We start from the raw sequence: 21541 nt of genomic DNA on the forward strand, positions 1-21541 counted from the left end.
TTCAAGAAAATGGAGACAGCAAATGGCCGAAGCAAAAGTACTCAGTGGCGCCGGGCTCCGTGGCCAGGTGGCCGGGCAAACCGCATTGTCCACCGTGGGCCAATCGGGCGCGGGCCTGACCTATCGCGGCTACGACGTTCGCGACCTGGCGGCGGACGCGCAGTTTGAAGAAGTCGCCTACCTGCTGTTGTACGGTGAGCTGCCGACCCAGGCCCAACTGGATGCCTATACGCGCAAATTGAGCCAACTGCGGGACTTGCCCCAAGCCCTGAAAGAAGTGTTGGAGCGCATTCCCGCCGACGCCCACCCGATGGACGTGATGCGCACCGGCTGCTCGTTTTTGGGCAACCTGGAACCTGAGAAGGACTTTTCCGAGCAACACGACAAGACCGATCGCTTGCTGGCCGCGTTCCCGGCGATCATGTGCTACTGGTATCGCTTCAGCCACCAAGGCCAGCGCATCGAATGCGTGACCGACGAAACTTCCATCGGCGGCCATTTCCTGCACCTGCTGCATGGCAAGCAGCCGAGCGAGTTGCACGTCAAGGTGATGAACGTCTCGCTGATCCTCTACGCCGAGCACGAGTTCAACGCCTCGACCTTCACTGCCCGGGTCTGCGCCTCCACTCTGTCGGACCTGTTTTCCTGCATCACCGCCGCCATCGGTTCGCTGCGCGGTCCGCTGCACGGCGGCGCCAACGAAGCGGCAATGGAAATGATCGAGCGTTTCAGCTCGCCGCAGGAAGCCATCGAAGGCACCCTCGGCATGCTCGCGCGCAAGGACAAGATCATGGGCTTCGGCCACGCGATCTATAAGGACAACGACCCGCGCAACGAGGTGATCAAGGGTTGGTCGAAGAAACTCGCCGACGAAGTGGGCGACACGGTGCTGTTCCCGGTCTCCGAGGCTATCGACAAGACCATGTGGGAGCAGAAGAAGCTGTTCCCCAACGCCGATTTCTACCATGCCTCGGCGTACCACTTCATGGGCATCCCGACCAAGCTGTTCACGCCGATCTTCGTCTGCTCGCGCCTGACCGGCTGGGCCGCCCACGTATTCGAACAACGCGCCAACAACCGCATCATCCGACCGAGCGCCGAATACACCGGCGTCGAACAGCGCAAGTTCGTGCCAATCGAACGACGCTGAGCTGGAGGGTTCTAGCCGCAGGTACCGGACAAACCCAAAAACCTGTGGGAGCGAGCCTGCTCGCGATGGCGTCGGGTCAGCAGCATAAATGTTGACCGACACACCGCAATCGCGAGCAGGCTCGCTCCCACAAGAGAACAGGTTACTTCAGTCGCTGCGCCAACCCTTCTGAAACCACCGTGACCCGAGTCCTGACGATGAACACAGAATTTCGCAAACCGCTACCCGGCACTTCGCTGGATTATTTCGACGTTCGCGGGGCCGTGGAGGCCATTCGGCCCGGCGCCTACGATAGCCTGCCATACACCTCTCGCGTGCTGGCGGAAAACCTGGTGCGTCGCTGCGACCCGGCCACGCTGCGTGAATCGCTGTTGCAACTGATCGAGCGCAAGCGCGACCTGGACTTCCCCTGGTTCCCGGCGCGGGTGGTGTGCCATGACATCCTCGGCCAGACCGCGCTGGTGGACCTGGCGGGCCTGCGCGACGCCATCGCTTTGCAGGGCGGCGACCCGGCACAGGTCAACCCGGTGGTGCCGACCCAACTGATCGTCGACCACTCCCTGGCGGTGGAAAGCGCTGGTTTCGATCCCCAGGCCTTCGCCAAGAACCGCGCCATCGAAGACCGGCGCAACGAAGACCGCTTCCACTTCATCAACTGGACCAAGAAAGCCTTCAAGAACGTCGACGTGATTCCGCCGGGCAACGGGATCATGCACCAGATCAACCTGGAAAAAATGTCCCCGGTGATCCAACAGCGTGACGGCGTGGCATTTCCCGATACCTGCGTGGGCACCGACAGCCACACGCCCCACGTCGATGCTTTGGGCGTGATCGCCATCGGCGTCGGCGGCCTGGAAGCCGAAAGCGTCATGCTCGGTCGCGCTTCGTGGATGCGCCTGCCGGAAATCATCGGCGTCGAGCTGACTGGCAAACTGCAGCCGGGCATCACCGCCACGGACATGGTGCTGGCACTGACCGAATTCCTGCGCAAGCAAAAAGTCGTCGGTGCCTGGCTGGAATTTTTCGGCGAAGGTGCCAGTGCCCTGACCTTGGGCGATCGCGCGACTATCTCCAACATGGCCCCGGAATACGGCGCCACGGCGGCGATGTTCTACATCGATCAGCAAACCATCGATTACCTGAAGCTCACCGGTCGCGAAGACCAGCAGGTGCAACTGGTCGAGACCTACGCCAAGCAGACAGGCCTGTGGGCCGACACGCTCAAGGGCGCGCAATACGAGCGTGGCTTGACCTTCGATTTGTCCTCGGTGGTGCGCAACATGGCAGGCCCGAGCAACCCTCACGCCCGCGTCGCGGTGTCGGATCTGGCCGCCAAAGGTATCTCCGGCCAGTGGGACGATGTGCCCGGGCAAATGCCCGACGGCGCCGTGATCATCGCGGCCATCACCAGTTGCACCAACACCAGTAACCCGCGCAACGTGATCGCTGCCGGCCTGCTGGCGCGCAACGCCAATCGCCTGGGGCTGGCCCGCAAGCCGTGGGTCAAGTCGTCCCTGGCGCCGGGTTCGAAAACCGTGGCGCTGTACCTGGATGAAGCGGGCTTGACGTCCGAGCTCGAAAAGCTGGGCTTCGGCGTGGTGGCGTTCGCTTGCACCACTTGCAACGGCATGTCCGGTGCGCTGGACCCGGTGATCCAACAGGAAATCATCGACCGCGACCTGTACGCCACCGCCGTGTTGTCGGGCAACCGCAACTTCGACGGACGTATCCATCCGTATGCCAAGCAGGCGTTCCTTGCCTCGCCGCCACTGGTGGTCGCCTACGCGATCGCCGGGACCATCCGCTTCGACATCGAGAAAGATGTACTGGGCGTGGTGGACGGTCGGGAAATCCGCCTCAAGGACATCTGGCCGAGCGACGAAGAAATCGACGCGGTGGTCAAGGCTTCGGTGAAACCGGAGCAGTTCCGCCAGGTGTACATCCCGATGTTCGCCATCCAGGAGGACACCGGGCCGAAAGTCACGCCGCTGTACGACTGGCGTCCAGAAAGCACCTACATCCGTCGCCCTCCCTACTGGGAAGGGGCGCTGGCCGGCGCGCGGCCGCTCAAGGGCATGCGTCCGCTGGCGGTGCTGCCGGACAACATCACCACCGACCACCTGTCGCCGTCCAACGCCATCATGCTGGACAGCGCCGCCGGCGAATACCTGGCGAAAATGGGCCTGCCGGAGGAGGACTTCAACTCCTACGCGACCCACCGCGGCGACCACCTGACCGCGCAACGCGCGACCTTCGCCAACCCGAAACTGTTCAACGAAATGGTCCAGGAAAACGGCAAGGTCAAGCAGGGCTCCCTGGCCCAGGTCGAGCCCGAAGGCAAGGTCATGCGCATGTGGGAAGCCATCGAGACCTACATGGAGCGCAAGCAACCGCTGATCATCATTGCCGGTGCCGACTATGGCCAGGGTTCATCCCGGGACTGGGCGGCCAAGGGAGTGCGCCTGGCGGGTGTCGAGGCGATTGCCGCCGAAGGCTTTGAGCGTATCCATCGCACCAACCTGGTGGGCATGGGCGTGTTGCCGCTGGAGTTCAAGCCTGGCACCAACCGCAAGACCTTGGGCATCGACGGCAGTGAAGTCTATGACGTGATCGGCGAGCGCACTCCGCGGGCGACGCTGACCCTGGTCATCACTCGCAAGAACGGCGAGCGTGTCGAGGTGCCGGTGACCTGCCGCCTCGACACTGCTGAAGAAGTGTCGATCTACGAAGCCGGTGGCGTGCTGCAACGCTTTGCCCAGGACTTCCTTGAATCGGCGGTTGCCGTCTAAATCACAGCTGCGGACACCTTGCGTGTCCGCTTGAGGAGCATCATGGCTCACGCAGCGCAAATCAGAATACCCGCTACCTACATGCGTGGCGGCACCAGTAAAGGCGTGTTCTTCAGCTTGCAGGACCTGCCCGAAGCGGCCCGCGTCCCCGGCCCGGCCCGGGATGCCCTGTTGCTGCGGGTGATCGGCAGCCCCGACCCGTACGAGAAGCAGATCGATGGCATGGGCGGCGCGACGTCCAGCACCAGCAAGACGGTGATCCTGTCCAAGAGCACTCGGGCCGATCACGATGTCGATTACCTGTTCGGTCAGGTGTCCATCGACAAGCCGTTCGTGGACTGGAGCGGCAACTGCGGCAACCTCTCGGCGGCGGTCGGTTCGTTCGCTATCAGCAGTGGTTTGGTGGACACCGCTCGCATCCCGAGAAACGGCGTGGCCGTGGTGCGGATCTGGCAAGCCAACATCAGCAAGACCATCATTGCCCATGTGCCGATCACCGACGGCGCGGTGCAGGAAACCGGTGACTTCGAACTCGACGGCGTGACCTTTCCGGCGGCTGAAGTGCAATTGGAATTCCTGGACCCGGCGGCCGAGGAGGAGGGCGGGGGTGGCTCGATGTTCCCCACCGGCAACCTGGTGGACGACCTTGAGGTGCCTGGCATCGGCACCTTCAAGGCGACCCTGATCAACGCCGGGATCCCGACTATTTTCATCAATGCCCGGGACGTCGGTTACACCGGCACTGAGTTGCAGGGCGCGATCAACGGCGATCCGAAGGCGCTGGCGATGTTCGAAACCATCCGTGCCCACGGCGCCTTGCGCATGGGCTTGATCAAACACCTGGACGAAGCCGCCCAGCGTCAGCACACGCCGAAAGTGGCGTTTGTCGCACCGCCGGCGGATTACATTTCATCCAGCGGAAAAGCCGTGGCGGCTGGGGATGTCGACTTGTTGGTACGTGCCCTGTCGATGGGCAAACTGCACCACGCCATGATGGGCACCGCGGCGGTCGCCATCGGCACGGCTGCAGCGATTTCCGGCACCTTGGTGAACCTGGCGGCTGGCGGTATCGAACGCAACGCCGTACGTTTCGGTCACCCGTCCGGCACCTTGCGCGTCGGTGCCGAGGCCAGCCAGGTAAATGGCGAATGGACCGTGAACAAAGCCATCATGAGCCGCAGCGCACGGGTGTTGATGGAAGGGTTTGTGCGGGTGCCAGGGGATGTCCTGAACTGACATAAAAACCTGTGGGAGCGGGCTTGCTCGCGAAAGCGGTCAAACATTCAACATTGATGCAAGCTGATCCACCGCAATCGCGAGCAAGCTCGGCTCCACAAATTAATCTGAGATGGGTTTGAGTTCTGGGTCCACCGCAAATCCCTTGTGGGAGCGAGCCTGCTCGCGATGAGGCCGGCACAGTCAGCATTGATGTCGCCTGACACACCGCTTTCGCGAGCAAGCCCGCTCCCACAGTGGATCGCACTCCAGCAGTCAGCCCCCTGTCAGTGCCGCGACAACCAATCCCACATTATTTTCCAGCTCTGCCACGGGGTCAGCGGCGTCGGTGCTCAGCACCAGCAAGCGGCTGCCACTCTCGGTAATGGCTGCCTTCACGGCATCCGAAGGCTGGCGATGATGCAGTACCAGCGCCACGTTGTTGTCTTTCAACATGGCGGTCAATTGCTTGAGGGCTTCGGCTGTCCAGTCGGCGTCGGGCCGGGCGTCGGTGCTGATCCCGTCGAGATTGAGTCCACTGATCAGGTAGCCGAAATGTTCGCTCAGGCTGACCACGCTCAAGTTGTCGGCACTGGCGAGCCGCTTTTCGCTGTCGGCGCTGAGTTTGAGCAGGCGTTGCTTGAGGGCCGCCAGGTTGGCATCGATTTTCGGTTTGGCCGCTGGAGCCAGGCGCACCAGGTCGGCGGCGATCACGTCGGCCATGCGTCCCAGGTTATGGCTGGCCATCCACGGCTGGCTCGCCAGGCCGTCGGCCATGCCCGGTTGCACGGCAATCCCGGGCAGGGCGCCGTCCACCGGGCGGGCGGCGTCGACTTCGACGATGCGAATATTGCTGCGGCGGGCCATGGGGTACAGCGGATCGTCCGGCCATAGCGAGCGCAGGCCGATCACCCCGTCGGCCTCGCCGGCCAGTTTGCTCAGGGCCGGTGCACCACGACCGCTGAAATAGGCGCTCTGGCGGGTGCCGGGCAGATTGGCGGGGGCGGCTCGCTCCAGGCTGACGTCGGTGCCCTTGAGCAAGGCTTCGCTCAATCCGTAGGTGACCGGCAGCGATGCCAGCAGACGCACTTTTTCGCCGGCAAATGACGAGGTGACGGCCACGCTGCACAGCGCTACGGCCAGGGTCAGTTGTCGCAATGAAAAAACCATTTATCCAAGATTCCCTTTGAGGCTGGGGACGACGCCACGGGCGACGGCGGACAGGGCGAAGGCGATGCCGGCCACCAGGATGATCGCGGCACCGGACGGGATCGGCAGGTCGAACACAATTGGCGCGAGAATCCCGCACAAGGTGCTGACGGTGGCGATCAGCACTGAACACCAGAAAAAGCCTTTCAGCGATTGGCTGAGCAGGCGCGCCGCGGCTGCCGGAATCACCAGCAACGCGCCCACCAGGATGGCGCCGATGACTTTCACCGCCGCCACGGTGATCAGCGTCACCAGGACCACGAACAGGTAGTCCAGGGTCTTGACCGCCACCCCGCGCACCGCCGCCAATTGCGGGTTGAAGCTGGCGAGCATGATGCGGTTGTACAGCGGCAAGGCCAGGGCCATCACCAGCGAGCCGACCACCGCCAGCACCAGCAGGTCATTGCCATTGACCGTCAGCACCGAGCCGAACAGGACGTTTTCCAGGATGTGCACATTGATCTTGCCGGCCAGGATCAACAGCAGGCTGGCACCCAGGGCCAGGGACACCGACAGGAAGACGCCGATCAGCGTGTCGGGCGCCAGGCCGGTGCGGTTGCGCAGGTAATTGAGCAGGATGCCGAACAGCAGGCAGTAGCCGAACAGGCTGCCGTAAGGCCCGGTGTAGGGTTCGCCAAGGAGGATGCCGATGGCCACGCCGGTCAGCGCCGCATGGCCCACCGCCTCGGAGAAAAACGCGAAGCGCTTGACCACCACCAGCGTGCCGAGGCCGCCCAGCACCGGGCCGATCAACAGCCCGGCCAGCAACGCATTGACCACGAACCCGTAGGCCAGTGCTTCGGGCAGGTAACCGGCCGAAGCCCAGCCCTGGACCATCAAACGAAAGGCTTCGTAACTCATCAGGCGGCGCTCCCGTTCGTGCGTGGATGGGTGGAAAACAGCGTCAGCAAGCGCTCCGGGGTCAGGGTCTGGCGTGGCGGGCCGTCGAACAGCACCCGACGATTCAAGCCAGTGACACGGTCGGCCAGGCGCCCGACGGCTTCCAGGTCGTGTTCGATCCACAGCACGGTGATCCCGGCTTGACGCCAGTCCTGCAGCAACCGTTCGAACACTTGGATGCCAGCCTCGTCCAGGGCCGACATCGGTTCATCCAGCACCAGCAACTGCGGGGCAGGAATCAATCCCTGGGCCAGCAACACGCGCTGGCGCTCGCCGCCGGACAGCGCGCCCATGCGCCGCTTGCGTTTATCCTGCATGCCCACCCGTTCCAAAGCCTGGCCGATGGCGTCGGCGTAATGCTTGCTCAGGCCGAGGAAGGCCGGTCGTCGCTGACACATCGCCGCCATGAAATCGTCCACGGTCATGGGCAGACCTCGGTCGAACTCCAGCGCCTGGGGCACGTAGCCGATCACTCCAGGTTCGCCCGGCCATTGCAGGCTCAAGCGTCCCTGGTGCGGCATCTGCCCCAGCAAGGTCTTGATCAGCGAACTCTTGCCGCCGCCATTAGGGCCGACCAGGGCATGGACGCTGCCGGGTTCCACTTGAAATGCCACGCTGTCGAGAATGGTGGTGCGGCCCAGGTTCAGGCTGACCTCGGCGAACTCGATCAAGGGGCCGACGCGCCGCAGGGGGAGGGGTTCCTGGACGGTCATGCGCCGGACTCCTGGATCGCCCGGACCACGGTGTCGAGGTTGCCGGCCATTTCCTTCTCGTACTTCTCCGCGCTGTAGTCGCCGTAGGAAATGTGCGAGAGCGGGTACAGCTTCACGCCCGATTCACGTTGGATGGTGTCGACGTAGGTGGAGGGAAAATCCATCTCCGAGAAGATCACCTTCACGTCCAGCTCGCGCAGTTGGTCGATGGTTTTCTTCAACTGGCTGGGGCTCGGCTCGATGCCGTGGGCCGGTTCGACCACGGCGGTCACTTCCAGGCCGAATTCGCGCAGCAGGTAGTCGTAGGCGGCGTGCACCGTGGCGACCCGCAATTGGGCATTGGGGGCCTGGGTCAGCTTCGCCAGGGCGGCGGCGCGCATCTGCCGCAGGCGCTTGCCATAGGCGCGGGCGTTCTGGGTGTAGGCCTTGGCGTTGTCCGGGTCGAGCTTGCCCAACTCCCGGGCGATGTTATTGACCTGGGCGATGGAGGCGCTGATGGACAGGAAGGTGTGCGGGTTCACGACCTTGCCCGCGCCTCGGGCCGCCGTGCCGGTGGCGGCGAGCAGGGGCACGTTTTCGTTGGCCTCGATCACCTTCACGTCCGGGGTTTCGCTGGCGGCGATCATGCGGTCGGCGAAATCGTCGTGACCCACGCCGTTGAGCACGATCACATCGAGGCCGCTGATGCGCTTGATGTCTTCGGCCCGTGGTTCATAGGCGTGGGGGTTGAAACCGGCCGGGATCAGCGGCACGACTTCGGCCTTGTCGCCGACGATGTTGGCCACGTAGCTGTAATACGGGTGCAAGGTGATGCCAATGCGCAGGCGCTTGGCTGTTTCGGCGCTCACCGGCGAGGTGAACAGGCAGGCCAGCAAGCCGATCAACAGCAAGCGCAGCAAGGGTCGGCGTTGGGATGCAATAGGCATGGGCAAACGGTCTTCTCTCGAATGAGGGCGTGGGGTCAGTGCCGGTGCTGGCGGGTTACGCCGGCATCGAATTGCGCGACGATCTGTTGCCAGCCGGCGGCGGACAACGCCGCATCGTCCAGCGCGGTGGGCGTCGCGAGGCCGGTGCCGCGGTTGAGCCAGATGTCCGGGGCGGCGTCGGACGTGTCGCCGATGCGCATCAGAAACGAACCAGCCACGGACGGATTGGCGCTGGCGCCGATGTAGGCCCGGTCTTCCAGCTGTTGCCAGGCGTGGCCACCGCGGCTGACGGAACTGGCGTCCTGGGCGAACGGTGCGAAGCCTTCTTCAGCGAGGGCCTGGGGGGCGGGCAGGGTGTGTTGGTCTTCGCGCAACAAGCGGATTTCATCCAGGGTCACCCGCAGGTCGGCATAGATACCTTGTTCGGCGGCGCTGAGGTCGCGGCGGGCGTCGAGCTGGTTCGAGGCCAGGTGAGGGGTGTCTTCGGCTTTGCCATGCCAGGCCACCACGGCCCCGGCCACCAGCACGATGACCAGGCACAACAGCAACACGTACAGGGTTTCATGCCCCGCGCCGGCGGGGCGGATGACTTGAGTCGTGGCGTTGTTCATGGGGCCTCGATGTCGGCTTGGTCGATTTCCACCACGTGGCCGGGGCCGGCGTCGAAGAGCACGTAGAATTCAGCGTTGGGTTTCTTGAAGGTCAGCTTCGAGTCGGCCCCGAGCTTGCCCGGGACGAGGATGGTCTCGTCGTAACCGATCACGTCCAGCGTCACTCCGGGCGCGCCGCTGCCGTCGGAAAAGCCACCGGTGCATTGGATCTGCTCGGCGTCGATGGCCTTGCATTCGCACATCGGGTTGTGGGCCAGGACGCTGGTGCTTGCGCCTGCGCAGAACAGCAGCGCCAGGCCCTTGGATAAGGCGCGGAGGGTCATGGTTTGGCTCCTTGGTGCTTCAGCCAGGCGACGGTGGCCGGGGAGGCCTGGTTCAGGGGAATGGAGGCCTGATGCATCGAACCGTCCCAACCCTCGAGGGTTATCCACAGTTCGGCATCGGGCTGGGTCTTTGGCGGGACCGGCAACAAGGCGCCCATGCGGTAGGGCGAACCGAAGAAAATCACCCCGGCGGCCCGCAGGCTCCGGGGCTTGCCAATGCGCAGGTAAGTGGCCTTGACCTGGCCGATACAGCTTTGGCACAGGGCGGCGTTGAAGTGCTTCATCGGCCCGGCAGGCCCTTGGACGCGTGGGGCTTCGTTGCGAAACTCCGCCAGGCGCAGGCTCCAGGGACCGACCTGGACTTCGCCGACGTCCCGCTCGCCAAGCCCGGCATCACCGCGGAACAGTGCCGCTTCGGAGAGGTATTTGGGCATGAACCCCAGGGGGATCAGCAGCAACAACACGTTGAGGTGGAAGCGCCATTTATGCCAGAACAGGCTCAGGCGCGACGGCGATGAAACGGTATTGGACGGGTTCACAGGCTGCCCTCCGACGATTCGCGGTGGACGGACGGTTGCAGTGCCTGGGCGATTCGGGCGCCCCGGTTGGGTTTCTGGCTACGCTTGAAGGCATTGGCGGTGGCCAGGGCCGTGCGTTTGGTCCAGATCAGCAGCCCGCTGAGGACCATCATGCTCAGGAGCAAACCGAAGAAAAACCAGATGAGCTTGATCCAGAGGCCGCCGAAGTCCCCGGTGTGCAAGGGCCGCATGGATTCGGTGACAAACTCCAGGGTCGTGCGGTCCGACAGCAACCGTGAGGCGGCCACGTCGCCGTTGTAGGGGTTGATGGTGGCGGTCTGGAACATCAATGGATACCAACCGCGGCCGCCGATTTCCAGATGGCTGTAGGCATTGCCCGGCAGGCTGATGAAACTCGCTTCCAGTCCCGGGATGCGTTGCTGGGCGATTTCGATGGCCCGGTCCAGGTTCAACTGCGGCGGCGCCTGGCCATCGACGGACAACGGCACGTTTTCACGGGCCACCACCGGGATGACCGGTTCGCTGGAGATGGAGATCTGGTTGTCGCCCAGCAAGGCCTGGATCAGGAACCAGGTGCCGGTGACAGAGATGACCGCGATGAACCAGATTGACCAGATACCGCTGAGCCGGTGGAAATCCCCCCAGAAAATCCGTGCACCATGACGGATCCGCAAGGTCGGACGGAGGAAGCCTTTCCAGAAACGCTTGTAGACCACCAGCCCGGTCACCAGGGACGCGAGCAAGGGCAGGCCCAGGAACGACACCAGGTACCAGCCCCAACTGTAGCCGTTGGTGAACGGCACCAGCCACCAGCCATGCAGGGCGCGGGTGAAGGCCTGGAAGTTGAATGTCGGCGCCGAGCCCTGGATGACGCCGCTGTACGGGTTGACGTAGACCGTGTCGGGGCGTCCGTCGGGGTAGGTCACGCCGACTTCCAGGGCAAAATGCGACTCGTCCGGGCGGATGATGCTTTGCACCTGGGTTTGCGGCTGGGCCTGCTTGATCGCGGCGATCACCTGGTCATAGCTGAGCAGCGGGGCTTCGTCCGAGGGCTTGCTGGCCCGCATGTCGGGGTTGGCCAACCAGACGATCTCCTGGCTGACCACCGCCAGGGTGCCGGTTACGCAGACGATGAGCACGAAAAACCAGATGGGCAATGCCAGCCAGCTGTGCACCAGGAACCAGAGTTTGGAGCGGGATTTCTTCGACATGATTGAACGTCTTGATTCGATGAAAGGTTCCGTATTACGGGCTTCGCAACACCATGAACCGAAAAAAGCGGACCGTGGCTTTTGCCGACGCGGCCTGCTGCATCTAATTAAGACGAACGAGCGATCGCAATCCTGAAGGGGAAGATGAAAGAAAATGTTTCGCGTTTAGTGTCAGTGTCTTTTGTGGCCAGGGAGTAAGCCCCTGGCCACAGGAACGGTCAGCCTTGTTGAAACATTTCCCTGGCCCGTTGCTCGATCTGTTCCTGGCTCAGGTCCTCTTTGTGCGTCGCGAGGAACCACAGATGCCCATAGGGATCCTTCAGGGTGCCGGTGCGATCTCCGTAGAACTGGTCCTTGACCTCGGAAATCACCGTGCCACCGGCGGCAATGGCCTGGGCAAACGCGCTGTCCACGTCCTCGACGTAGAGATGCAGGCCGACCGATGGCGATTGGTCCGGATTACTCAGAGGGCCTTGATCGCAAGGCGTGCCGAGCATGATCGGATAGCCGTTGATCCGCAGCTCGGCGTGCCCGATGCCCCCGTCGGGCATGGCCAGGCGCATGACCTCGGTGGCATTGAAGGCCTTTTTGTAGAAGTCGATGGCTTCGGCAGCTTTTTGAATGCCCAGGTAGGGCGTGATGTTATGGAAACCTTCGGGAATGGCATTGACGCCCATGACGTTTCTCCTTTTGTTATGGAGGCGAAGAGAGTCTTCGTCGATTTGCGCCCCTCCACTATAGGCCAGCGACCCTGGCTGGGGGCGGGGGCCGACGAACGCTTCACGGCTGTTCCAGCAGATGCGCCCCTGGCCCGTGTTGGCCCAATACGTCGCCCTGATTGCGCAGCGGACACGCTTCCATCGACAGGCATCCGCAGCCGATGCAGCCGTTGAGTCGATCACGCAGCGCCATCAGTTGGTTGATGCGCTCGTCCAGGTCTCGGCTCCATTGCACCGACAAGGTCTGCCAGTCGGCGGCCGTTGGGGCGCGGTTGTCGGGCAGGTTGTTCAACGCCTCGCCGATTTCCGCCAAGGGAATGCCCAGGCGCTGGGCGACCTTGATCAGCGCCACGCGACGCAATACCGCCCGTGGGTAGCGACGTTGGTTGCCCGGGTTGCGCGTGCTTTTGATCAGCCCCTTGGATTCGTAGAAGTGCAGGGCCGTGACCGCCACGCCGCTGCGGGCGGCCACTTGGCCGACGGTGAGTTCCTTGTGGATATCGATCTGCGTCATCGTTTCAATTTACTGCTTGACCTCAAGTTAACTAGAGGTTTTACCCTGCAGGCTTTCGGATCGCAAGATCCGGCTTACCTGCATAGGGGACCTTTCATGCAATCGCCAAGGAACAATCGCAGTTTTACCCAGCTGATGGAATTCGACATCGAACCTCAATGGCAGCAGGCGTTGGTAGCCGCCTTGTCGGAGCAGACCGAGCGCCTGGCCCGGGACCACCAAGGGTTCCTGAGTGCCAGTATCCAGGCCAGCGACGACGGTCGGCGCGTGCTCAATTATTTGCAGTGGCAAACCCGCGAGGCCGGCGAGGCGGCGCTTCGAAGTTTCGAAAGTGGCGAGCAGGATTTCTGGCGGCTGATCCAGGCTCACCGAGCCAAAGCCGTGACATTCGGGTCGTTCCAGGTGTTGCGCAACATCGAGCGCAGCCTGGACAACGCGCTGCATTGCCAGTTGGTCGATTAAGCGCAACGGCTGATCCAGGCAGGCAATACCCACTATCGAGAGGGTTGATTTCTGCCGCGCGGGGCCGGCGGGTAGCCTTTGTTCATCGCCCAACTCCAGAACACCGGACACTCGCCATGAACCGTACCTTTGCCGTTTTGTTGCTCTTGACCGCCACCCTCTTGGGCGGCTGCGCCAGCTCTTCCCCGGAGCTGCGCCCCTACACCGCCGATGAGACTCGCGAGCTGGCCCTTGAAGCCTTGAATCGCCGCGGCCTTTCGTTCGAGGAATACCACGCGAAAAAAGCCGAGCTGCTTGGCTCGTCGCAGAAAAACGTGGGGTTCGACGATCAGGGCCAGATGAGTGCCGAGCAGGTCGTGCAACAGCCTGGCCGGTCGAGCTGAGGGACTGTACCGCTCAAAGTTTTGCCCAACTGTCCGTGGGTTTGGGTCAGGACGTGGGGTAGGGTCATGACTTGACTGACCGCCCCTGATGGACTGATCTGACATGACTCTTTCGCTTGACCTGCTGCTGGGCTTCGCCCTGTTTGCCCTGGTGACTTCGATCACGCCAGGCCCTAACAACACCATGTTGCTGGCCTCGGGGGTCAATTTCGGTTTCAACCGCACCATTCCGCACATGCTGGGTATCACCTGTGGCTTCTTCTCCCTGGTGCTGGCGGTGGGCCTGGGCCTGGGCGCGGGGTTCCAGACTTATCCACTGCTCTATACCGCGTTGCGCTACATCGGCGCGGCGTACCTGTTGTACCTGGCGTGGAAAATAGCCCACTCCGGCCCGGTTTCGGAAGGCCAGCCGGGGAACGACAATACGCCGATCAGCTACTGGGGCGCAGCGGCGTTCCAATGGGTCAATCCCAAGGCCTGGATCATGGCCATCGGTGCCATCAGTACCTACACGCCACTCCAGGGTTACTTCTTCAATGTGCTGGTGATTGCGGCGGTGTTTGCCTTGATCAACCTGCCAAGTGTGAGCCTGTGGGTGGTATGCGGCAGCCTGTTGCGCAACCTGCTGCGTGATCGTCGCTGGTTGCGTGTGTTCAACTGGGGCATGGCGCTGTTGTTGGTCGCTTCGTTGTATCCGTTGTTGCTCGAAAGCATCAGTTGAGGGCTGAGCTTCGACGCGATGCCTGCTAAGCTCGCTGTTCAGGAGCGTTCCTACGCACTTTTAAACGAAGTCCGACTTCTTTAAGGTCTTTGATCAGGTATTGCTAGTCTCGAACCCAACGAGGGCGCCTGATCCCGGAGCAGGCTCTGCGAGTTTCCTATGAATAAACGTCCTTTGTATTTCGACTACGCCGCCACCACGCCGGTGGATGAGCGGGTCATCCGGGTCATGGTCGAGTGCCTGGGCTTTGACGGCAACTTTGGCAACCCGGCGTCCAGTTCCCATGCCTTCGGCCAGGAGGCCCGGCGCTCGGTGGAGCGTGCGCGGCGGCAGGTGGCGCAATTGGTGGGGGCTGAGCCCGAACAGATCGTCTGGACTTCCGGCGCCACGGAATCCAACAACCTGGCCCTCAAGGGGGTGGCCCAGGCGCGCGCAGGTTCTGCCGGCCATGTCATCACCAGCCGGATCGAACACAAGGCGATTCTCGATACAGCACGCCAGCTCGAGGAAAGTGGCGTCGCCGTAACCTGGCTCGCACCGGACGCCGAGGGCCTGATCAGTCCGCAAGCGGTTCGTGAGGCGTTGCGCGAAGACACGTTCCTGGTGTCGCTGATGCTGGTGAACAATGAGTTGGGTACCGTCAACGATGTCATCGCCATTGGCGAGATCGTTCGCGAACACGGTGCATTGTTCCATGTAGACGCGGCCCAAGGCGCCGGCAAGGTGCAGATCGACCTGTCTCGCTGGCCGGTGGACCTGATGTCTTTTTCCGCGCATAAAATCTACGGCCCCAAGGGCATCGGCGCGCTTTACGTCGGCGACCGGGCCCGGCCACGGCTGTCGGCGCAGATTCATGGCGGTGGACATGAAGGCGGTTTGCGCTCCGGGACCCTGGCGACGCATCAGATCGCAGCCATGGGTGCTGCATTCGAACTGGCAGCCGCGGCATTCGACGAAGAACTCGCTAAAATCGCCCGGTTGCGCAATCGTTTGCTCGAGCCGCTACTGGCCTTGCCCGGTGTGCGGATGAACGGCAGTGCGAGCCGCCGGATTCCCCACACCCTGAGCCTGACGTTCAACGAAGGCGAGTTCAACCCGGCGACATTGGGCGCGTCGATTGCGTTTTCCGCGACCTCGGCCTGCAATTCGGCGCAGAACACTCCGTCCCACGTGCTGCTGGCGCTGGGGCACGATGCCCGTGCGGCCGGGCGTACCATTCGCTTGAGCCTGGGGCGCTTTACCACCGAGCAGGATATCGACGAGGCCGTGCGGCTGATCAAGGCGGCGTGCGCGACTGCGCCAGCATTCTGGGCCACGTAAGCCGTCTTCGGCATCGAACAACAATATCAATGAGCAGGAGAAACAATGAGCACCGAGCCTTTGCCCCATGGACTGGTTCCCCAGCGCCTGGCCCGAATCCGCCAACTGATGAGCCGAGAGGGCATTCACGCACTGCTGGTGCCATCGGCCGACCCGCATCTTTCCGAATACCTGCCGGGCTATTGGCAGGGGCGACAATGGCTGTCGGGGTTCCACGGTTCGGTGGGTACCTTGATCGTGACCGGCAATTTCGCCGGCGTCTGGGCTGACAGCCGTTATTGGGAGCAGGCGACCAAGGAACTGGAGGGCAGCGGTATCGAGCTGGTCAAGCTGATCCCAGGCCAGCCCGGCCCCCTGGACTGGCTGGCCGAACAAACGCCCGAGGGTGGGGTAGTCGCGGTCGACGGTGCGGTCATGGCCGTCGCATCGGCCCGTACCCTAGGGGGCAAGCTTGCCGAACGTGGCGCGCGGTTGCGCACCGATATCGATTTGCTCGAGGAGGCTTGGACTGATCGCCCAAGCTTGCCGGATCAACCGGTCTACGCCCATTTGCCGCCCCAGGCGACCGTCAGCCGGGTCGAGAAGCTCGCCAAGTTGCGTGAGTCCCTCAAGGAGCGTGGCGCCGACTGGCATTTCATCGCCACGCTGGATGACATCGCCTGGTTGTTCAACCTGCGCGGTGCGGATGTGTCGTTCAACCCCGTGTTTGTCTCCTTTGCCTTGATCAGCCAGCAACAGGCAACGCTGTTCGTGTCCCTGGACAAGGTCGACGCACCGCTGCGCGCCGTTCTTGAACAGGACGGCGTGACCCTGCGCGATTACAGCGAAGCCGCCGCGGCGTTGCGTGAAGTGCCGGACGGCGCGAGCCTGCAGATCGATCCGGCGCGGGTTACGGTCGGCTTGCTGGATAACCTGGGTAGCGGCGTGAAGCTGGTCGAGGGCCTCAATCCAACGACGCTGGCCAAGTCGCGCAAAAGTTTGGCCGACGCCGAGCACATCCGCCGGGCCATGGAACAGGACGGCGCGGCGCTCTGTGAGTTCTTCGCCTGGCTGGAGAGCGCCTGGGGACGCGAACGCATCACCGAACTGACCATCGATGAACACCTGACCGCCGCTCGCATGCGCCGGCCGGACTTCGTCTCCCTGAGCTTCAATACCATCGCGGCCTTTAACGCCAACGGCGCGATGCCTCATTACCATGCCACGGAAGAAGCCCATGCGGTCATCGAAGGTGATGGCCTGTTACTGATCGACTCCGGCGGCCAGTATTTGGGCGGCACCACTGACATCACTCGCATGGTGCCGGTCGGAACACCGACCGCTGAGCAGAAGCGTGACTGCACGCGGGTGCTCAAAGGCGTGATTGCCCTGTCCCGGGCCAAATTTCCGCGGGGCATTCTTTCGCCCTTGCTGGACGCCATCGCCCGCGCACCGATCTGGGCGGAGCAAGTGGATTACGGCCACGGCACTGGCCATGGCGTCGGCTATTTCCTCAATGTTCACGAAGGCCCGCAGGTGATTGCCTATCAAGCCGCTGCCGCGCCGCAAACGGCGATGCAGGCAGGCATGATCACCTCCATCGAACCGGGCACTTATCGTCCCGGTCGCTGGGGTGTGCGTATCGAGAACCTGGTGTTGAACCGCGAAGCCGGGAGCAGTGAGTTTGGCGAATTCCTTGAGTTCGAAACCCTGACCCTGTGCCCGATCGACACCCGCTGCCTGGAACCTTCGCTGCTGACCCAGGACGAAAAAGACTGGTTCAACGCCTACCACGCCGAAGTTCAGCGTCGATTGAGCCCGTTGCTGGACGGCGATGCGCTGCAATGGCTCGATACACGGACGATGGCGATTTGAAGTAGAGGGTCAGGCGAGGGCTTCACGGACGAAGTCCAGCCGATCCTGGCCGAAGAACAACTCGTCGCCGATAAACATGCTCGGGGCACCGAACACGCCTCGCCCGATGGCTTCTTCAGTGGCGGTCTTGAGTGCTTGCTTGACCTGCTCGTCGCTCGTCAGGGTCAGTACGTAGTCGGCGTCGAAACCGCCTTCGTTCAGGATCGCTGCGACAGTCGCGAGGTCATTGAGGTTGCGGCCGTCCACCCACATGGCGCGGAACAGGCAGTCGATGAAGGCCTCGAAGCGTTCAGGATGGCGCAGTTGCATGCCGGTCACCGCGCGCATCAGCAGCAACGTATTGATCGGGAAATGTGGATTGAACTGGAAGGCGACGCCGTAGCGCTTGGCGAAGCGATTCAGATCCTTGAACAGATAAGGGTTCTTGGCCGGCACTGTTGCCGGTGAGGCATTGCCGGTCGCCTTGAAGACGCCGCCCAATAACATCGGACGATAGATCAACTGACTGTTTGTCTGCGCGCACAGCGTCGGCAACTGGGTATAGGCCAGGTACGTGGTCGGGCTGCCGAGATCGAAGTAAAACTCCACCGATCTGTTCATGGTATCTGCTCTCTTGTTGTTTTGAAGGGGCGGGTTTACCAGCGTTCGTTCCAGGGGCGCAGGTCCAGTTCGAAGGTCCAGGCGTCGCGGGGTTGGCTGTGCAGGTACCAGTAATTGTCGGCGATATGTTCAGGGTTCAGGATGCCGTCCTGATCCTTGGTGGCATATTTTTCCGGGAAGTTATCGCGGATGAAGTCGGTATCGATGGCACCGTCCACCACAACATGGGCCACATGGATATTCAGCGGCCCCAGCTCACGGGCCATGCTCTGGGCCAATGCACGGATGCCATGCTTGGCACCTGCGAATGCGGCGAACCCCGAAGCTCCGCGCAATCCTGCCGTTGCGCCGGTAAACAGGATCGTTCCGCGCTGGCGCTTGACCATGCGCTTGGCCACTTCCCGTGCATTGAGAAAACCTGAGAAACAGGCCATTTCCCAGATCTTGAAATACTTGCGCGCGGTTTCTTCGAGAATGCTGCACGGAACGTTGGCGCCGATGTTGAACACGAAGGCTTCGATCGGACCGATCTGATCCTCGATTTGCTCGATGAGCGCAATCACGTCGTCTTCTTTGCGCGCATCACAGGCAAACCCGTGGGCTTCCCCACCTTGAGCGCGGATTCCATCCACCAGTGGCTGGAGTTTGTCGGCGCTGCGACGGGTAACACAGGCAACAAAACCTTCCTGCGCAAAACGCTTGGCAATCGCTCCGCCGGTGGAATCGCCCGCGCCAACAACCAGTACGACCTTCTTGTTATTCATGGTCTGCCTCATTGGTAAACGATCGTTAACTAAACGGACGTTATGCTAAGATCCGGCAAGCGTCAAGGTGAGTAATTCAGGGGCAGGACCATGCGATATTCAGCCAATCACAAAATGGAAACCCGCGAGAAACTACTCGCCAGCAGTGCCATTTCCGCCAAGAAATCGGGTTTTTCCACGGTCGGTGTCGATGGCCTGATGAAAGCGATCGGGTTGAGCGGCGGTGCGTTCTATAGCCATTTTTCATCCAAGGATGAGCTTTTCAAGGCCATCGTTGAGCGGGAGTTGGCCCAAAGCCTGGATCGCCTGAGCGGAGACGGTGCCATGGACTCGACGAAGCTGGAGCGCTGTCTCAAGCAGTACTTGAGCATGAGCCACGTTGAGCAGCCCGAAGCCGGGTGTGCATTGCCGGTGCTGGGTGCTGAGATTGCACGATCGGATGTCCAGGTGAGGGAGGCGGCGCAAACATGGATTTGTCGTTTGCACGAAAGCTGGGCGCGGATATTGGGGAGCGACAGCCTGGCTTGGGCCATCCTGTCTCAATGTGTGGGAGCGTTGGTTGTTGCGCGGATGCTGGTCACGCCGCAGGTCCAGCGTGATGTCCTCAAGTCCAGCCATGAGGAAATCCGTCGCCGAATGGCCGAACAAGGGCTCGACTGATGTGGCCTACTTACAAATGACGATCATGCTGCGGCTGGTATAGCCAGCGGGGTTGAGCCCGAAAGGATAATCCCCGGGCTCCTCGACGGCGTCGCCGGATTTGGCAATGACTTTGTAACCCTTGGGAGCGCATGAGTTGGCGGCGCTGGCGGCGCACTGCTCCCAGGATGAGGACAAGCCGGAGCAGTTGATGTGCAGACTCTTCTTGCCGCGCTTGACTTCAGTTTTCGACGTTGCCGCACAGCCCGCTACTGCAAGTACGGCGATCAGTATCAAAATTCGTTTCATTCCCGTCCTTATGATCTTCGTGGATCTTGTGTCCACGTACGATCATGTTCGCTCTTGCTTGACGCGTTCATGACTTCCTGTATGAAAAAATCCATGTCTGGCATTAGGTTACTGGCCTAAACATGGCCTAAATGCACGGCAAATACCAGACCTTCCTGAAATCCTGCTTCAATCTGCCGCGACGACAGGTTTCGCGGTGTTGGCCATGGTCAGCGTTGCGCCGACCGATGCCAGGATGATGCAGGTAATGGCTGTCCACTGGGCCAGGGACAAGTATTCCTGGAGAAAGACAAGCCCTGACAAGGCCGCGATTGCCGGTTCGATGCTCATCAGAGTGCCGAAAGTGCGGGCTGGCATTCGGGTCAGGGCGATCATTTCCAGGGTATAGGGTAGGGCGGTGGACAGGATGGCGACACCGATGGCGATTGGAATCAGGCTCGGTGTGAGCAGTGCGGCGCCCGCATGCACAATGCCGATAGGTGCGACGAACAGAGCGGCGATCATCACGCCCAATGCGGCGGTCTGCACACCATTGTCCGCGCCGGCCTTCTGGCCGAACAGAATGTACAGCGCCCAGCAGAAACCTGCGCCCAGTGCGTAGCCGGCCCCAAGCAGGTCAATACCGGCAGTGGTCGCCCCGGTCGGTATGAGCAGCAGTAAGCCAGCCACTGCCAGGGCAATCCAGAGGAAGTCGATTGCCCGGCGCGAGGCGTAAATGGCAACTGCCAGTGGGCCGGTGAATTCCAGTGCCACTGCAATGCCCAGTGGAACGGTGCGAACCGACATATAGAAGAGAAAATTCATGCCGCCCAATGCCATCCCATAGACGATCACGGTACGCAGGGATTGGGCGGTGAGCTTGGCACGCCAGGGGCGTAGCAATAACAGCATGATGAGACTGGCAAAAATGAGCCGCAGTGTCGTAGTGCCTTGTGCGCCTACCACCGGGAACATGCTTTTGGCGAGGGAGGCTCCCGATTGAATAGAGGCCATGGCTATTAATAGCAGGGCAACCGGATAGAGGGTGGAGGCCAGGCTACGATGTGGAGGGGGTGTCATTACGGGGTGTCGTCCAGGAATAAAGGCGGGAGGCTTTGTTGAGCAGTATATTGCGCATATGAAGTGATTCCGTCTATATACCTGGGTAGATTTAAGTGCCTTCTCGGATTACAGATAGAAAAATCAAATTAGAGGTTGACGGCAAATTCTGGACGTCTATAATTCGCCCCACTTCCGGCGCAGTCGAAACGGAAAACTCCTTGAAATTCAATGAGTTAAGTAGGTTTCGAAGGGGTCGGGCTTCAGGTCATCGAAGCCAGGAAGTAGCTGATAGGGCGGTGTGGGTTTGGCCTTTTCAGCGGTTCGATCTTCTCGGTCGAAAGCGGTGAAAAAGAGGTGTTGACAGCAGCGAGTAACGCTGTAGAATTCGCCTCCCGCTAACGAGAGATCGGAAGCGCAAGTGGTTGAAGTTGAAAAGGAAACTTTGAAAACTTCTGAAAATAACCGCTTGACAGATACACCGGGCGCTGTAGAATGCGCGCCTCGGTTGAGACGAAAGCTCTTAACCAACCGCTCTTTAACAACTGAATCAAGCAATTCGTGTGGGTGCTTGTGGAGTCAGACTGCTAGTCAACAGATTATCAGCATCACAAGTTACTCCGCGAGAAATC

The 21541-nt window shown here is 61.6% G+C and carries 23 protein-coding genes; 9 read left to right on the plus strand and 14 right to left on the minus strand.

The genetic code is table 11. The features are described 5' to 3' along the window. Nucleotides 1-22 precede the first annotated feature (22 nt). From prpC to prpF, 3 genes are all read left to right on the plus strand, one after another. The gene (gene prpC, locus DTP52_RS29580; RefSeq protein ID WP_109756494.1) at nt 23-1150 is read left to right on the plus strand and encodes a 2-methylcitrate synthase; all 1128 of its coding nucleotides are present in this window, start codon (nt 23-25) and stop codon (nt 1148-1150) included. Between the two features lie 197 nt (nt 1151-1347). Next, nucleotides 1348-3939, plus strand: coding sequence for a Fe/S-dependent 2-methylisocitrate dehydratase AcnD (gene acnD, locus DTP52_RS29585; protein WP_109756495.1), 2592 nt, complete (start codon nt 1348-1350; stop codon nt 3937-3939). 42 nt (nt 3940-3981) lie between these two features. Continuing rightward, nucleotides 3982-5175 carry a 2-methylaconitate cis-trans isomerase PrpF gene (gene prpF / locus DTP52_RS29590; protein WP_109756496.1) on the plus strand — a complete coding sequence of 398 codons (1194 nt, stop codon included), beginning with the start codon at nt 3982-3984 and terminating at the stop codon, nt 5173-5175. Nucleotides 5176-5430: 255 nt separating this feature from the next. Here prpF and DTP52_RS29600 read toward each other — a convergent pair whose 3' ends face one another. From DTP52_RS29600 to soxR, 10 genes are all read right to left on the minus strand, one after another. After that, nucleotides 5431-6324, minus strand: a complete 894-nt coding sequence (locus tag DTP52_RS29600; protein WP_109756498.1) for a metal ABC transporter solute-binding protein, Zn/Mn family — start codon at nt 6322-6324, stop codon at nt 5431-5433. After that, entirely contained in the window at nt 6325-7224 is a 900-nt protein-coding gene (locus DTP52_RS29605; RefSeq protein WP_109756499.1) for a metal ABC transporter permease, read from the minus strand. It abuts the gene before it with no gap. Beyond that, nucleotides 7224-7976, minus strand: a complete 753-nt coding sequence (locus DTP52_RS29610; protein ID WP_109756500.1) for a metal ABC transporter ATP-binding protein — start codon at nt 7974-7976, stop codon at nt 7224-7226. The genes DTP52_RS29605 and DTP52_RS29610 overlap by 1 nt, the downstream gene beginning before the upstream one ends. Further along, the gene (locus DTP52_RS29615) at nt 7973-8902 is read right to left on the minus strand and encodes a metal ABC transporter substrate-binding protein (RefSeq protein ID WP_109756501.1); all 930 of its coding nucleotides are present in this window, start codon (nt 8900-8902) and stop codon (nt 7973-7975) included. The genes DTP52_RS29610 and DTP52_RS29615 overlap by 4 nt, the downstream gene beginning before the upstream one ends. Nucleotides 8903-8937: 35 nt before the next feature. Further along, nucleotides 8938-9513 (minus strand): DUF6162 family protein, encoded by a 576-nt coding sequence (locus tag DTP52_RS29620; RefSeq protein ID WP_109756502.1) that lies wholly within the window; start codon nt 9511-9513, stop codon nt 8938-8940. After that, complete coding sequence (locus tag DTP52_RS29625) at nt 9510-9836, minus strand: hypothetical protein (RefSeq protein WP_109756503.1); 327 nt, start codon at nt 9834-9836, stop codon at nt 9510-9512. Before DTP52_RS29625 ends, DTP52_RS29620 begins: the two co-directional genes overlap by 4 nt. Beyond that, nucleotides 9833-10393, minus strand: coding sequence for a thiamine pyrophosphate-binding protein (locus DTP52_RS29630; protein ID WP_370873827.1), 561 nt, complete (start codon nt 10391-10393; stop codon nt 9833-9835). Before DTP52_RS29630 ends, DTP52_RS29625 begins: the two co-directional genes overlap by 4 nt. After that, nucleotides 10372-11586 carry a PepSY domain-containing protein gene (locus DTP52_RS29635; RefSeq protein ID WP_109756505.1) on the minus strand — a complete coding sequence of 405 codons (1215 nt, stop codon included), beginning with the start codon at nt 11584-11586 and terminating at the stop codon, nt 10372-10374. Before DTP52_RS29635 ends, DTP52_RS29630 begins: the two co-directional genes overlap by 22 nt. A gap of 218 nt (nt 11587-11804) precedes the next feature. Then, nucleotides 11805-12263, minus strand: coding sequence for a VOC family protein (locus tag DTP52_RS29640; RefSeq protein ID WP_109756506.1), 459 nt, complete (start codon nt 12261-12263; stop codon nt 11805-11807). A gap of 103 nt (nt 12264-12366) precedes the next feature. Then, complete coding sequence (soxR, locus tag DTP52_RS29645; RefSeq protein WP_109756507.1) at nt 12367-12819, minus strand: redox-sensitive transcriptional activator SoxR; 453 nt, start codon at nt 12817-12819, stop codon at nt 12367-12369. Between the two features lie 96 nt (nt 12820-12915). Between soxR and DTP52_RS29650 the strand changes: the two genes are divergently transcribed. From DTP52_RS29650 to DTP52_RS29670, 5 genes are all read left to right on the plus strand, one after another. Next, on the plus strand, nt 12916-13281 hold the full coding sequence (locus tag DTP52_RS29650) for an antibiotic biosynthesis monooxygenase (RefSeq protein ID WP_109756508.1): 366 nt from the start codon (nt 12916-12918) through the stop codon (nt 13279-13281). Nucleotides 13282-13397: 116 nt separating this feature from the next. Beyond that, a complete protein-coding gene (locus DTP52_RS29655; RefSeq protein WP_053123631.1) occupies nt 13398-13664 on the plus strand; it encodes a hypothetical protein in 267 nt (88 codons plus the stop codon). A 103-nt stretch (nt 13665-13767) separates the two neighbouring features. Beyond that, complete coding sequence (locus DTP52_RS29660; protein WP_109756509.1) at nt 13768-14385, plus strand: LysE family translocator; 618 nt, start codon at nt 13768-13770, stop codon at nt 14383-14385. A 159-nt stretch (nt 14386-14544) separates the two neighbouring features. Next, nucleotides 14545-15705 carry a cysteine desulfurase family protein gene (locus DTP52_RS29665; protein WP_109756510.1) on the plus strand — a complete coding sequence of 387 codons (1161 nt, stop codon included), beginning with the start codon at nt 14545-14547 and terminating at the stop codon, nt 15703-15705. A gap of 45 nt (nt 15706-15750) precedes the next feature. After that, a complete protein-coding gene (locus tag DTP52_RS29670) occupies nt 15751-17559 on the plus strand; it encodes an aminopeptidase P family protein (protein ID WP_109756511.1) in 1809 nt (602 codons plus the stop codon). 9 nt (nt 17560-17568) lie between these two features. Here the strand turns inward: DTP52_RS29670 and DTP52_RS29675 are convergent, their stop codons facing one another. Both DTP52_RS29675 and DTP52_RS29680 read right to left on the minus strand, forming a co-directional pair. Beyond that, nucleotides 17569-18159 (minus strand): 2-hydroxychromene-2-carboxylate isomerase, encoded by a 591-nt coding sequence (locus DTP52_RS29675; RefSeq protein ID WP_109756512.1) that lies wholly within the window; start codon nt 18157-18159, stop codon nt 17569-17571. 35 nt (nt 18160-18194) lie between these two features. Continuing rightward, complete coding sequence (locus tag DTP52_RS29680) at nt 18195-18923, minus strand: SDR family oxidoreductase (protein WP_109756513.1); 729 nt, start codon at nt 18921-18923, stop codon at nt 18195-18197. Nucleotides 18924-19013: 90 nt separating this feature from the next. Between DTP52_RS29680 and DTP52_RS29685 the strand changes: the two genes are divergently transcribed. Then, nucleotides 19014-19583 (plus strand): TetR/AcrR family transcriptional regulator, encoded by a 570-nt coding sequence (locus tag DTP52_RS29685; RefSeq protein ID WP_109756514.1) that lies wholly within the window; start codon nt 19014-19016, stop codon nt 19581-19583. A 6-nt stretch (nt 19584-19589) separates the two neighbouring features. Here DTP52_RS29685 and DTP52_RS29690 read toward each other — a convergent pair whose 3' ends face one another. Then, a complete protein-coding gene (locus DTP52_RS29690) occupies nt 19590-19871 on the minus strand; it encodes a hypothetical protein (RefSeq protein ID WP_109756515.1) in 282 nt (93 codons plus the stop codon). A gap of 168 nt (nt 19872-20039) precedes the next feature. Further along, nucleotides 20040-20930 (minus strand): threonine/homoserine exporter RhtA, encoded by an 891-nt coding sequence (rhtA, locus tag DTP52_RS29695; RefSeq protein WP_109756516.1) that lies wholly within the window; start codon nt 20928-20930, stop codon nt 20040-20042. Nucleotides 20931-21541 lie beyond the last annotated feature (611 nt).

Source organism: Pseudomonas sp. 43mfcvi1.1 (genome assembly GCF_900115935.1).
GTDB lineage: Bacteria > Pseudomonadota > Gammaproteobacteria > Pseudomonadales > Pseudomonadaceae > Aquipseudomonas > Aquipseudomonas bijieensis.

Excerpts from the sequence above, each read along its gene's own strand:
- DTP52_RS29620 (WP_109756502.1), bottom strand. The coding sequence starts at position 9,513 with ATGAACAACGCCACGACTCAAGTCATCCGCCCCGCCGGCGCGGGGCAT.
- DTP52_RS29690 (WP_109756515.1), bottom strand. The coding sequence starts at position 19,871 with ATGAAACGAATTTTGATACTGATCGCCGTACTTGCAGTAGCGGGCTGT.
- prpF (WP_109756496.1), top strand. The coding sequence starts at position 3,982 with ATGGCTCACGCAGCGCAAATCAGAATACCCGCTACCTACATGCGTGGC.
- DTP52_RS29635 (WP_109756505.1), bottom strand. The coding sequence starts at position 11,586 with ATGTCGAAGAAATCCCGCTCCAAACTCTGGTTCCTGGTGCACAGCTGG.
- DTP52_RS29685 (WP_109756514.1), top strand. The coding sequence starts at position 19,014 with ATGCGATATTCAGCCAATCACAAAATGGAAACCCGCGAGAAACTACTC.
- soxR (WP_109756507.1), bottom strand. The coding sequence starts at position 12,819 with ATGACGCAGATCGATATCCACAAGGAACTCACCGTCGGCCAAGTGGCC.
- DTP52_RS29610 (WP_109756500.1), bottom strand. The coding sequence starts at position 7,976 with ATGACCGTCCAGGAACCCCTCCCCCTGCGGCGCGTCGGCCCCTTGATC.
- DTP52_RS29600 (WP_109756498.1), bottom strand. The coding sequence starts at position 6,324 with ATGGTTTTTTCATTGCGACAACTGACCCTGGCCGTAGCGCTGTGCAGC.
- prpC (WP_109756494.1), top strand. The coding sequence starts at position 23 with ATGGCCGAAGCAAAAGTACTCAGTGGCGCCGGGCTCCGTGGCCAGGTG.
- DTP52_RS29660 (WP_109756509.1), top strand. The coding sequence starts at position 13,768 with ATGACTCTTTCGCTTGACCTGCTGCTGGGCTTCGCCCTGTTTGCCCTG.
- DTP52_RS29665 (WP_109756510.1), top strand. The coding sequence starts at position 14,545 with ATGAATAAACGTCCTTTGTATTTCGACTACGCCGCCACCACGCCGGTG.
- DTP52_RS29675 (WP_109756512.1), bottom strand. The coding sequence starts at position 18,159 with ATGAACAGATCGGTGGAGTTTTACTTCGATCTCGGCAGCCCGACCACG.
- DTP52_RS29655 (WP_053123631.1), top strand. The coding sequence starts at position 13,398 with ATGAACCGTACCTTTGCCGTTTTGTTGCTCTTGACCGCCACCCTCTTG.
- DTP52_RS29650 (WP_109756508.1), top strand. The coding sequence starts at position 12,916 with ATGCAATCGCCAAGGAACAATCGCAGTTTTACCCAGCTGATGGAATTC.
- DTP52_RS29670 (WP_109756511.1), top strand. The coding sequence starts at position 15,751 with ATGAGCACCGAGCCTTTGCCCCATGGACTGGTTCCCCAGCGCCTGGCC.
- DTP52_RS29615 (WP_109756501.1), bottom strand. The coding sequence starts at position 8,902 with ATGCCTATTGCATCCCAACGCCGACCCTTGCTGCGCTTGCTGTTGATC.
- acnD (WP_109756495.1), top strand. The coding sequence starts at position 1,348 with ATGAACACAGAATTTCGCAAACCGCTACCCGGCACTTCGCTGGATTAT.
- DTP52_RS29680 (WP_109756513.1), bottom strand. The coding sequence starts at position 18,923 with ATGAATAACAAGAAGGTCGTACTGGTTGTTGGCGCGGGCGATTCCACC.
- DTP52_RS29625 (WP_109756503.1), bottom strand. The coding sequence starts at position 9,836 with ATGACCCTCCGCGCCTTATCCAAGGGCCTGGCGCTGCTGTTCTGCGCA.
- rhtA (WP_109756516.1), bottom strand. The coding sequence starts at position 20,930 with ATGACACCCCCTCCACATCGTAGCCTGGCCTCCACCCTCTATCCGGTT.
- DTP52_RS29605 (WP_109756499.1), bottom strand. The coding sequence starts at position 7,224 with ATGAGTTACGAAGCCTTTCGTTTGATGGTCCAGGGCTGGGCTTCGGCC.
- DTP52_RS29640 (WP_109756506.1), bottom strand. The coding sequence starts at position 12,263 with ATGGGCGTCAATGCCATTCCCGAAGGTTTCCATAACATCACGCCCTAC.